The 11,124-nt window shown below is 65.9% G+C and carries 13 protein-coding genes, 1 tRNA gene and 1 pseudogene; 5 read left to right on the forward strand and 10 right to left on the reverse strand.

What is annotated here, in order from left to right:
- Positions 1-191 precede the first annotated feature (191 nt).
- On the forward strand, positions 192-752 hold the full coding sequence (locus H7841_16945) for a response regulator (GenBank protein ID MEO5338554.1): 561 nt from the start codon (positions 192-194) through the stop codon (positions 750-752).
- A gap of 36 nt (positions 753-788) precedes the next feature.
- On the opposite strand, the gene H7841_16950 is transcribed toward H7841_16945, so the two are convergent.
- Complete coding sequence (locus tag H7841_16950) at positions 789-1,808, reverse strand: aspartate-semialdehyde dehydrogenase (protein MEO5338555.1); 1,020 nt, start codon at positions 1,806-1,808, stop codon at positions 789-791.
- A gap of 280 nt (positions 1,809-2,088) precedes the next feature.
- Between H7841_16950 and H7841_16955 the strand changes: the two genes are divergently transcribed.
- The gene (locus tag H7841_16955) at positions 2,089-2,427 is read left to right on the forward strand and encodes a hypothetical protein (protein ID MEO5338556.1); all 339 of its coding nucleotides are present in this window, start codon (positions 2,089-2,091) and stop codon (positions 2,425-2,427) included.
- 15 nt (positions 2,428-2,442) lie between these two features.
- On the opposite strand, the gene H7841_16960 is transcribed toward H7841_16955, so the two are convergent.
- The 5 genes from H7841_16960 to ispH form a co-directional block, all read right to left on the reverse strand.
- Positions 2,443-3,051 (reverse strand): hypothetical protein, encoded by a 609-nt coding sequence (locus tag H7841_16960; protein MEO5338557.1) that lies wholly within the window; start codon positions 3,049-3,051, stop codon positions 2,443-2,445.
- Positions 3,048-3,257 (reverse strand): hypothetical protein, encoded by a 210-nt coding sequence (locus H7841_16965; GenBank protein MEO5338558.1) that lies wholly within the window; start codon positions 3,255-3,257, stop codon positions 3,048-3,050. The genes H7841_16960 and H7841_16965 overlap by 4 nt, the downstream gene beginning before the upstream one ends.
- A 135-nt stretch (positions 3,258-3,392) precedes the next feature.
- On the reverse strand, positions 3,393-4,151 hold the full coding sequence (locus tag H7841_16970) for a hypothetical protein (protein MEO5338559.1): 759 nt from the start codon (positions 4,149-4,151) through the stop codon (positions 3,393-3,395).
- A 58-nt stretch (positions 4,152-4,209) separates the two neighbouring features.
- Entirely contained in the window at positions 4,210-5,328 is a 1,119-nt protein-coding gene (hpnH, locus tag H7841_16975; protein MEO5338560.1) for an adenosyl-hopene transferase HpnH, read from the reverse strand.
- Positions 5,325-6,275, reverse strand: a complete 951-nt coding sequence (gene ispH / locus H7841_16980) for a 4-hydroxy-3-methylbut-2-enyl diphosphate reductase (GenBank protein MEO5338561.1) — start codon at positions 6,273-6,275, stop codon at positions 5,325-5,327. The genes hpnH and ispH overlap by 4 nt, the downstream gene beginning before the upstream one ends.
- A gap of 91 nt (positions 6,276-6,366) precedes the next feature.
- On the opposite strand from ispH, the gene H7841_16985 reads away from it, so the two are divergent.
- Positions 6,367-7,356: an NAD-dependent epimerase/dehydratase family protein gene (locus H7841_16985; GenBank protein MEO5338562.1), complete on the forward strand. Its 990-nt coding sequence runs from the start codon at positions 6,367-6,369 to the stop codon at positions 7,354-7,356.
- Between the two features lie 49 nt (positions 7,357-7,405).
- Positions 7,406-8,152: a phosphocholine cytidylyltransferase family protein gene (locus H7841_16990; protein ID MEO5338563.1), complete on the forward strand. Its 747-nt coding sequence runs from the start codon at positions 7,406-7,408 to the stop codon at positions 8,150-8,152.
- Positions 8,153-8,646: 494 nt separating this feature from the next.
- Here H7841_16990 and H7841_16995 read toward each other — a convergent pair.
- Positions 8,647-9,321 (reverse strand): annotated as a pseudogene (locus H7841_16995) (ISAs1 family transposase).
- Positions 9,322-9,465: 144 nt separating this feature from the next.
- Here H7841_16995 and H7841_17000 point away from each other — a divergent pair.
- Positions 9,466-9,555, forward strand: a tRNA-Ser gene (locus tag H7841_17000).
- Between the two features lie 508 nt (positions 9,556-10,063).
- Here H7841_17000 and H7841_17005 read toward each other — a convergent pair.
- The 3 genes from H7841_17005 to H7841_17015 form a co-directional block, all read right to left on the reverse strand.
- Complete coding sequence (locus H7841_17005) at positions 10,064-10,516, reverse strand: DUF2442 domain-containing protein (protein MEO5338564.1); 453 nt, start codon at positions 10,514-10,516, stop codon at positions 10,064-10,066.
- 8 nt (positions 10,517-10,524) lie between these two features.
- Positions 10,525-10,746: a DUF4160 domain-containing protein gene (locus H7841_17010; protein ID MEO5338565.1), complete on the reverse strand. Its 222-nt coding sequence runs from the start codon at positions 10,744-10,746 to the stop codon at positions 10,525-10,527.
- Between the two features lie 44 nt (positions 10,747-10,790).
- Positions 10,791-11,124: hypothetical protein (locus tag H7841_17015; protein ID MEO5338566.1), on the reverse strand; the 334-nt coding region annotated here is incomplete at its 5' end.

Here is an 11,124-nt window from a genome sequence, read left to right on the forward strand (position 1 = left end):
GGCTGCTGCTGGGATCGCCGCCGGCCCGCGCCCTCGAGCTGGCCGTCTCGTCGCTGCACGCGGTGCTTCGCGCCGGCCTTTCGCGCGGCGACGACGAGCTGGCCCTGATCGCCGCGCAGGACGAGTTGTCAGGGCCGAAACATGTCTTCCCGTCATTGGAAATCCATCCGAAAGTATGATAGTCGCGGAGCATGGCCAAGGGACCCATCCTCGACAACGTCGACGTCGTGCTGGCGGACGACAACGAGCACATGCGCAGCCTGATCAAGTCCATGCTGATGGCGTTCGGCTGCAAGAAGGTGCGCGACGCCCGCGACGGCACCGAGGCCCTCGAGCACATGAACCACCGCATGTGCGACATCCTCATCACCAACTGGAACATGCAGCCGCTGGACGGGCTGGAACTGGTGCGGCTGCTGCGCAAGTCGGACGACAGCCCGAATCCGTTCGTGCCGATCATCATGATCACCGCCTTCGCCGAACGCCGCCGCGTGTTCACGGCGCGCGACGCGGGGATCAACGAGTTCCTGGTCAAGCCCTTGTCGGCCAAGTCGCTGTGGAGCCGTCTGGTGGCGGTGATCGAGAAGCCGCGCGACTTCGTGCGCACCAAGCACTTCTTCGGCCCCGACCGGCGGCGCCGCAACGACGAGTTTTCCGGAGAGGACCGGCGCGGCAAGACGCCGGCCGAGCAGCCGGCGATGGACTCGGCCATGAGCCAGGCCGAGATCAACGCCCTGTTCAATCCGCAATAGCGAGGGGCGGGCGGCGCCGCGGCGCCGCCCCGCCGATCACTTCCGCAGATGGTCGCGCGCCAGGACCTCGGCGATCTGAACAGCGTTCAGCGCGGCGCCCTTGCGCAGATTGTCGGCCACCACCCAGAAGGACAGGCCGTTCTTCACGGTGGGGTCCTTGCGGACGCGGCTGACGTAGACGGCGTCCTCGCCGGCGCATTCGACGGGGGTGACGTAGCCCTCGTTGGCGCGCATGTCGACCACCGACACGCCGGGCGCCTCGCGCAGGGCCTCGCGGGCCTCGTCCTCGCCCAGCGGCTTCTCGAACTCGACGTTGATCGATTCCGAATGGCCGATGAACACCGGCACGCGCACGCAGGTCGCGTTGACGGCGATGTCGGGGTCGAGGATCTTGCGGGTCTCGGCCACCATCTTCCATTCCTCCTTGGTCGAGCCGTCGTCCATGAAGACGTCGATGTGGGGAATCAGGTTGAAGGCGATCTGCTTGGTGAACTTCCGCTTCTCGACGCGGTCGTTGACATAGATGGCGCGGGTCTGCTCGAACAGCTCGTCCATGCCCTCCTTGCCGGCGCCCGAGACCGACTGGTAGGTCGACACCACCACGCGCTTGATGCGGGCGATGTCGTGCAGCGGCTTCAGCGCCACCACCATCTGGATGGTCGAGCAGTTGGGGTTGGCGATGATGCCGCGCTTCCTGTAGCCGGCGATGGCTCCGGGATTGACCTCGGGGACCACCAGCGGCACGTCGGGGTCCATGCGGAAATGCGAGGTGTTGTCGACCACCACGCAGCCGGCGGCGGCGGCGCGCGGGCTGTGCCGCGCCGAGACCTTGGCGCCGGGCGACGAAAGGGCGATGTCGCAGCCCTTGAAGTCGAAGGTGGCCAGGTCCTCGACCTTCAGCACGCGGTCCTCGCCGAACGAGACCTCCTTGCCGACCGAACGCTCCGACGCCAGCGCCACGACCTCGTCGACCGGGAACTTCCGCTCGTCGAGGATCGACAGCATCTCGCGGCCCACGTTGCCCGTGGCGCCGATCACCGCAACCTTGTAACCCATCTCGACATGCTCCTGTCTCTGGCGACCCGGCTTCCCGGCCCGGATGACGAAAAGGCCCGCGGAAGTCTCGCGGGCCTTTTTCGTGAAAACGCGAACGGGCGGCCCGCCCTACCCCGTGGGGGTGGTGGTGGTGGTGGTCGGGCGCTTGCTGGCGACGATGCGGCCGTGCTCGTTCATCTTCGCTATCCTCCGTCGCGGGCAGGCATTATCGCAAACTTCCCTGGCGCGCAAGCGCAAAACGGATAAACTCGCGCCCGCCCACCATCCGGGAGACAGGACCGTGACCGAAGGCCGCCTCGCCCATCTGATCTACCTGCTTCATCTGGTGGGCATTCCGCTGGCCCCGGCGCTGGTGGTGGGCGCGGGGCTCGCCTTCTGGAACCGCGACGTCGGCCCCGACTGGGTGCGCGGCCATTACCGCTACCAGATCGGCTCGTTCCTGGGGACGCTGGTCGCCGGCGCGCTGGTCACCCTGGTCCTGCGCCTGCTGCCCGACAGCCCGGCCGGCCTGGTCGTGATCGGGCTGTGGCTGGTGTGGTTCGTCGCCCGCTGCGTCAGGGGCATGCGCCTCGTCGGCCGGGGCGAGCCGCCTCCCAATCCGACCACGCCGCTCGTTTGAATCGGTCGGCCGGCGTCAGCGCGGAAACAGCCACGCGACGACGGTGACCGCCAGAGCCACCAAACCCACGACGCCGAAGATGATGGAAAGCGTCGTTTCGCGGCGCTGCTTCTTCGCCAGCGCCCTCATGATCGGTTCGGCACGGGTGAACTCGCCGTACTCGCGGACCAGCTTGGGAAAATCGACCGATTCGATCGCGCTGTAGATCGCCTGTCTGTCGGCCCGATTCCTTCGCGAGCGCGCGATGCGCTCGCGGATCGCGTCCAGGTCCCGCAAGAGGGAGGCGAACTTCGGAAACGCCTTCAGGACCGGTTCGTACCCCAACTGACTGGTGGCGAAATCCAGTTTCAGGGCGATCGCGGAAGTGGCGGCGTCGATCGCGTCATGGCGGGCGCGATGGCAGTTGAACAAGGCATCCTGAATGAACTTCATCGCCTCGGCATCCTCCTTGCGCTCGAGAGCGTGAAGGGCGTCGATGATTCGCCGTCCGGCGTAACGCAGCTCCTTGATGGAAGGCACGACGGGCTGGTTGCCGATCTGTTCCGCGCGCTTCAAATCCTCCTCGGCCTTGTCCCATTCATCGCGGATGGCCGACAGATATGGCTGAAAAACGTCAATGGTCATGCGTTTCGCGGAGCGGACTTCCTCAGCCGGACCATCGCTTCGTCCGCGGCGACGGAGAGACGAACCAGTTCATCCTCGTCCAGCGCCGATCCACTTTGAATCAAGACGTTGCCACGGGCGTAACGGGAGGCGATCTGTCCGAAGGCGGTGTTCAGGGAGGCGTCGTAATCGCGCAAGGTGAGCCAGTCGTAAAGTGAGCGAATCACCGGCATCTCCAGTAGGCGGGGCGCGCCCCATGGCACGCGACGCGGTCAGAATCGAGAAAAAGCGCCATTTTCCACAACCTTGATGGCTCAACGCGCACATCTTGTCAACAGGGAAGGCGATTCCTCGGCATGTGCTCACCCCTCTTCCGCCAGGATCGCGCGCAGTCCCTCGCGGTAGGTGGGGTGGCGCAGCGTCACGCCCAGCTCGCGCTTGATCCGGTCGTTGCGCACGCGCTTGGAATCGTGGAAGAAGCTGGCCCGCATGGGGTTGAGGCGGGCCTGTTCGAAGGGGATTTCCGGCGGCGGCGGCACGCCCAGCAGCTCGCAGGCGAAGGTGATCGGGTCCTGGGGCGGGGAGGGCAGGTCGTCGGCCACGTTGTAGATCCGGCCGGGATCGGGCCGGTCCATCGAGGCGCGCAGGACGGTGGCGATGTCCTCGACGTGGACGCGGCAGAAGATCTGGCCGCGCTTGATCACGCGCTGGGCGGTGCCGGCGCGCACGCCGATAACCATCAGCACCCGGCCGCCCAGGGGCAGCAGCAGATCGAAGGCCGCGCCCTCGCGGCGCAGGTGTCCTACCGCGTCCTCCAAGGTTCGTCCGGCAGCCTCGGGAAACGTGTCGCGAATGTCGAGGAAACGGGAATTGACTCCGCTGGGCAGGTCGAGCAGCACCGCCAGGCGACGCGAACAGGATTCCTGGCCCGTGCCGATGTCCCATAGGAATAGCCCGTCGGGCGCGGCGGCCAGGACCTCGCGCAGATGGTCGGCCTCCAGGCGGGCGTCGGCGACCTTGCGTTCCAGGGAGCGGGCCCGCCGCCAAAGAGCGAACATGACGACAAGCAAGATCGCCGCCGCAACCAAGGCGCCGGACGCTCCGACCAATCCCGGATCCATGTCCTTCAACACGCGGGGAGTTTAGAGAGCCCTCTCGGGAACCACAAGGGGCGGACTGCTACGCCCCATCCGGACGGTCGCCGCTGGCGGTCGTGACCATGGATTCGAAGATCGGCTCGGCCGGGCGTTGGCCGTCGAGGGGAATTTCGGGGGCCATGGGGCCTTCGGTGCGCGGCCCGAACAGGGCGATGCGAGCCGCCTTCAAGGGATGGGCGAGGGTATCCATGACGGCGGTAGGCTCGTAGCCGCAATGCATCATGCAATCGGCGCACTTCTCGTAGGTCCCGGTGCCGAAGGTCTCCCAGGCGGTGCCTTCCATCAGTTCCTTGAAGCTGGCGGCATAACCCTCGTTTATCAGATAGCAGGGCTTCTGCCAGCCGAAGACGTTGCGCGTCGGGTTGCCCCAAGGAGTGCAGCGGTAGGGCTGGTTGCCGGCCAGGAAATCCACGTAGAGGCTGGACTGGTTGAAACGCCAGTTCCGTCCCTTGCCCCGTCGCAGAAGGTCTCGGAACAGCGCCTTGGTGCGCGAGCGGTTGAGGAACTGGGCCTGGACCGCCGCCCGTTCGTAGGCGTAGCCGGGCGCGATGGTCACCCCTTCGACCCTGAGGTCGTCGCAGGCGAACGACAGGAAGTCGGCCAACTCGGCCACATCGGAGTTGGCGAACAGGGTGCAGTTGATGGTGGTGCGGAAACCGCGCCGCCGGGCCTCCTTGAGCGCCGCCGTGGCCTTTTCGAAGGCGCCTTCCAGGCCTACCGCCTTGTCGTGGTGGTCCCGCATGCCGTCCAGATGGACGGAAAAGGTCAGGTAGGGCGTTGGCTTGAAACGGTCCAGGCGCTTTTCCAGCAACAGGGCGTTGGTGCAAAGATAGACGAAGCGCTTGCGCGCCGCCAAGCCCTCGACGATGGCCTCGATTTCCTTGTGCAGCAGCGGCTCGCCGCCGGCAATGGAAACGATGGGGGCGCCGCATTCGTCCGATGCCGCCAGGCAGTCGGCCACCGACAGGCGGCGATCCAGGATGTCGGCCGGGTAGTCGATCTTGCCGCAGCCGGCACAGGTCAGATTGCAGCGGAACAGGGGTTCCAGCATCAGGACCAGGGGATAGCGCTCCACCCCCTTCAGGCGCTGCTTCATCAGATAGGCGCCGATGCGCGCCTGTTGGATCAAGGGAACGCTCACGAGGCCTTCCTTTCCAGGTCCTTGGGCAGTTTGAACTGCATGTGTTCGTCGCCGCCGGGCAGGGACTCGACCGCGATGGCGGTAAAGGTCTCCAGACGGTCGAGGACTTCCGCCACCAGTTCCTCGGGCGCCGAGGCGCCGGCCGTGATGCCCACGGTCGCCACCCCGTCGAACCAGGCCCGATCGAGGCCGGTGGCGTCGTCGATCATGCGGGTGGCGACGCCCATTTCCGTGCCGATCTCGCGCAGGCGGTTGGAATTCGAACTGTTCTTCGCCCCCACCACGATCAGCAGATCGACCTGGGACGCCAACTCGCGCACGGCCCGCTGGCGATTCTGGGTAGCATAGCAGATGTCGCGCACGTCGGGGCCGTAGATGCGGGGAAAGCGGCCCTTCAGCGCCTCGATCACCTCGCGGGTGTCGTCGACGCTGAGCGTCGTCTGGGTGACGTAGGCCACTTCGTCGGGATTGGTCACGCCGACCTTTTCCACGTCGCCCGGCTTGGTCACCAGGTGCACGCCGCCGGGAATGCGGCCGCGGGTGCCTTCCACCTCGGGATGGCCGTCGTGGCCGATCAGGATCACCTCGCGCCCCTTGCCCTTCTGCATCTGGCCTTCCTTGTGCACCTTGGAAACCAGCGGACAGGTGGCGTCGATCACCGGCAGGCCGCGGCGCTTGGCCTCCCTTTCCACCGACTCGGCGACACCGTGGGCGCTGAAGATGGTCGTCGCCCCGTCGGGGATTTCGTCCAGTTCCTCGACGAAGACGGCACCCTTGGCGCGCAGGGTCTCGACCACGCGCTTGTTGTGAACGATCTCGTGGCGCACATAGACCGGCGGGCCGTAGAGGGCGAGGGCCCGTTCGACGATCTCGATGGCGCGCTCGACGCCGGCGCAGAAGCCGCGCGGCTTTGCCAGAATGACCCGCAGCTTGGGAGCCTCGCCCATTCGACGATCCTTGACCTTGAGGGGGTGCCGGCTTGCAAAATAGGGTGCTTTGGGCCAAAGGTGAAGGGGTCTTGGCGCGAGGAATCTTTGCATGACCGTTCTGGTGACCGGCGCGACGGGGTTCGTCGGCTCGGCCGTGGCCCGCCTCCTTCTGGTGCGCGGAGAGGCCGTGCGCGTGCTCGCGCGCCCGGGAAGCGACCGCCGCAACCTGGCCGGCCTGGAGGTGGAGGTGGCCGAGGGCGACCTGCTCCAACCCGCCACCTTGGGGCCCGCCTGCAAGGGGATTTCCGCCCTTTTCCACGTGGCGGCCGACTACCGGCTGTGGACGCGGGACCCGGCCGCCATGTTCGCCGCCAACGTCGACGGTTCGCGGGCCATCCTGCGGGCGGCGGCCGCGGCCGGCGCGGCCCGCCTGGTCTATACCAGCAGCGTGGCGACGCTGGGCTGTCCCGGCGACGGCACGCCGGGCGACGAGGACACGCCGGTTTCCTTCGCCGACATGATCGGGGTCTACAAGCAGTCCAAGTTCAAGGCCGAGGAGGAGGTTCGCCGCCTAGTGCGGGACGAGGGCCTGCCGGCCGTCATCGTCAATCCATCCACCCCTATCGGCCCCCGCGACGTCAAGCCCACCCCGACCGGCCGGATGATCGTCGAGGCGGCTTCCGGCCGCATGCCGGCCTATGTGGACACGGGCCTCAACGTGGTGCATGTGGACGACGTGGCCCAGGGTCACCTGTCGGCCTTCGACAAGGGCGTCGTCGGCGAACGCTACGTTCTGGGTGGCGAGGACATGGAACTCCGCGCCATCCTGGCCGAGGTGGCGCGGCTGACGGGACGCAAGCCGCCGACGGTACGGATTCCCCATGGCGTGGTGCTACCCATCGCCCATGTGGCCGAGGCCATGGCCCGCCTCACCGGCAAGGAACCCTTCGCTACGGTTGACGGCATCCGCATGGCGCGGAAGAAGATGTTCTTTTCCAGCGCCAAGGCGCGTCGTGAATTGGACTATGCCCCGCGCCCGGCAAGGGAAGCCCTGGCCGCCGCCGTAGTCTGGTTCCGCGACAACGGATACCTTGGCTGACGGCGGGAAATCCTCTATTGCTTGGCCGCCATCGGGAAGGGAGCGGACCATGAAGGCGATCATGCTGGCGGCGGGCGTGGGCAAGCGGCTGTATGGGGATTCGGGCGAGCAGCCGCCCAAGTCGTTGCTGGAATTCGAGGGCGAGACGCTCATGCGCCGCCATATCGAGACGCTCAAGTCCCTGGGCATCGACTCCCTGACCCTGGTTCTCGGCTACCGTGCCGACGAGATCGGGGCGGAGGCCAAGGCGGTGGGAGGCGACTTCGTCAAGATCATCCACAACCCCGACTTCCGGCGCGGCCCGGTAGTTTCTCTCTGGTTGGCCCGCGAGACCTTGCGTGGCGGCGACGACGTGCTGTTCATGGACGCCGACGTTCTCTATCACCCGAGCCTGATCCGCCGCCTGATCGAAGCCCGGCCGGCCAACTGCTTCCTCTACGACGAAGCCTTCGAGCATGGCGAGGAACCGGTGACCCTTTGCCTTCGGGGCGGCGAACCGGTGGAGTTCGGCAAGAAGATCCAGGGGAGTTTCGACGCCAAGGGCGAATGGCCGGGTTTCCTCAAGCTGGGCCCCGCCATGGCGGCCGGACTGGCGGATTCGCTGCAGGCCTATATCGACGCCGACGACTTGGACAACGCCTACGAGCCGGCCATGCGCGACCTGCTGCTGGAGCAACCGAAGGGAACTTTCGCCTACCTCGACATCACCGGCGAGCCGTGGATCGAGATCGACTTTCCCGAGGACCTGGAACGGGCCCGCCTGGAAATCCTGCCCCGCATACGCGACCTGGGTTGACGGCGCCAGGACGAACCCATGAATCGGCAATGAATGGTTAACGGCGGCGTGATTCAAGGAAACCTCCATTTTGAGAGAGGTTTCCGTGGCACAGCCGAAGGACTTCGTATCGTGGATCGGGATTGTTCCGGACCCGCGCATCGTGGGGATGGTGACGTATCCGCTGGGGGAGATTCTGCTGGTGGCGCTGGTGGGCACGCTGTGCCGGATGGAGGACTGGGAGGAAATCGTCTATTTCGCGGAGGAGCAGTTGGAACGGCTGCGGCGCTTCCTGCCGTTCGAGAACGGCATCGCCTCGGCCAAGACCTTCCGCACGGTGTTCCGCGCCCTCGATCATCGGGCCTTCTCGGAGGCCTTCACGGCCTGGGCACCCGCACCGACAAGAAAGCCGGCCGGACGGCCAGCGAAACGCGGTTCTACATCGCCTCCCTGCCGCCCGAGGCAAACGCATTGTCGAGATCGAGGAGGGGCTCGATGCCGTCGGCGGGCACGGTGGCGAAGAAGTCCTCGATCTCGGCCCGGAGCGTCGGTTGATTGGCCTTGACGGCCAGCAGGTATTCGGCGCCGGCGTCCCGGATGGCGGTGGCGATGGTGGCGTTGCAGGCGATGGCGTCGATGCTCACCAGGGCGCCCTTCAGCCCGCCGCCTTCGGCCAGGCGTTCCAGCAGAACCGGGATGGCGGCGGTTTCGCCCGACTTGTCGGGAGTGGCTTCCTGGCCGAGCACCAGCCGGCTGGTGGTGGCGAAGGCCGAAACCAGATGCAAGGCGGCCTTGTCGGCCTTGCGGTCGTGGCTGCGCCGCGAGGTCTTGCCGTCGATGGCGACCAGTTCGGGCCGGTCGGGCCAAGTCTCCCGCACCCAGGCGGTGAGGCAGGCCGAGAACAGTCCCGGATCGATGCGGTTCATCAGCAAGGTCAACCAGCGTCCCCCCGGAATTCCATGATGATAGGGCTGGACCCGGCGCAGAAACGGAAGGTGCGCCTCTCCCCACGCCGCGATATCGTCGTAATCGTCGCAGTCGGCGATCGTCCCGCAGACCACCAGCAGCAGCACCTCCGGGAGCGGATGCGCGACCTTGCACGCCTCCCGAGGGTCCTCGATCCGCCCGAAATGCTCCAGAAGCGCCCGCAGGCGCGATTTCTCTCCAAACTCCGACACGCCCAGGTTCATCGCCGCTCTCCCGAATCAGTGACGATTCAGGGAATCACAGCCGCGGCAAGCCGTAAACCGCGTTAACCTGAGTTCGGAGCCCTGGGGGGATGTTCTCCGAGCTTGCAGCGAGGCATCGGCTCGGCTAGTTTGGCGGCCTCCTGCGGAGGGGTGGCCGAGCGGTTGAAGGCGCACGCCTGGAAAGCGTGTATACCTGAAAGGGTATCGAGGGTTCGAATCCCTCTCCCTCCGCCATTCCTTCTCTCCGGGCCGATATTCTCCGAAAGCTGTTGACCGCGCCGGGACGGTACCGAAATCCGGAATCACGCGAATTCAATGGGTTGGCGGAAGAAAAGCTGTTGACCGTTTCGCAGGAATTCCCGGGCAGCGCAGGAATCTCAGGGCAAAATTCAGCAACGGCTTTAGGAATGGCCAAACTCCTCCCCAAGCCACGCCAATATCCGATCCACAAGGCATTTCGCGGCCACCCTGTTGGCGGAGCACTCATAAATCAGAGCGATCATACGCTGGGCCATAGCCCGCTGGCTCTTGGGTACCGCGGCTAGCCCATCGGGAGCCCCTCCATGGTTCTTGGCCCCGTTGAGGCGGACTTCGAGTTCACAATAGCGCTCTGCAAGATCGGCTCGCCAGTTATCATCCAGGAGGTTCGTTTCGGTGACTCGCTTGATCTCGTGCATTTGACCGCGGATAACGTCAGTCGTCACCATGCCGTCGGCATCGGGACAACGGTTCTTGATAGTACTCACGCCGCCATGTCGGCATGCAGGGCGTCGTAGCCCTTGCAGGCCAGCAGAATGGTCTTCGGAACCATGTGACTGCCATCCTCGTAGTATTTCACCATCCGGCCACTGATTCCCAACGCCTCCGCCGCCCTCGCCTGGCTAAGCCCGTGCATGGCGCGCCATGACCGGAATTCCTCGGGCCGTAGTGCCTCCGCCGCTTGGTAGCGAGCCTGCCGAAAGAGAAAGGTGGCGTCCAGTTCGACATCGCCGTCCCAAGCCACTGTCCAGCCATATTCACCGACCCGCGCAGTGGCGAAAACCGCCGGCTGGCGTAGTGACGCCAGAGCCCGGCCCGTGGCGATCTCCCGCGACAGGTCCACGGTATCCTCGCCGTGGTCCCGCCACCGGATGCGCAGCACTTGACCGGACAGGGGCTCGACCGCCAAGACATTCGGGGATTTTGCGCGCGACATGGTGCCTCCTAATCGTTCAGGTCTCGCCACAGGGTCCACAACTGGTCCGCATTGGCCTTGGCCCACTCCAGGGCCTCCGCCGACCCGGCGCCCAAGCGTCCCTCCAGGGCTTCGAAGGTCCTCAGATCGACCGCTACCGAGCACTCGGGGCCCAGGATGTGAAAATGGGGCGGGTTGTGGTCCCGGAAGATCGCCACCCGCAGATTCCCGAAGCGCTTGACCGTTGTCATCGTCCCGGCGGACCTCGCAATGGAAAGAGTATGGGGAAATCATTTCACCATTGCAAGCCGAATGCAACCCCTGCTTCCGACCCCATGAGGCAGTCCCGCCGCATGTCGATGCTGGAGGCCGTCGCCAGCAGGGGATAGACGCCCATGGTGAAATCCCGCCCGTCCGCTCCCTCGCCGCGCAGGTGGTGGCGGATGGCGTCGTCGGTGACGGGCAGGAAACGGCGATTCGGGCAGTCGCCGCATTTGACCTTGGGCTTGTCGCAGAGGCCGGGCGCCCATTCGTTGCCGCAGACGGGCGAGTAGCCGGACTTGCCGGTCCTGGGGTTGCTCCAGCGGCGCGGAAAGACATCCTCGCGGCCCCGGAACAGCTCCCGGAAC

This window comes from Magnetospirillum sp. WYHS-4 (assembly GCA_039908345.1).
In the GTDB taxonomy this organism is placed as follows: Bacteria; Pseudomonadota; Alphaproteobacteria; order Rhodospirillales; family GLO-3; genus JAMOBD01.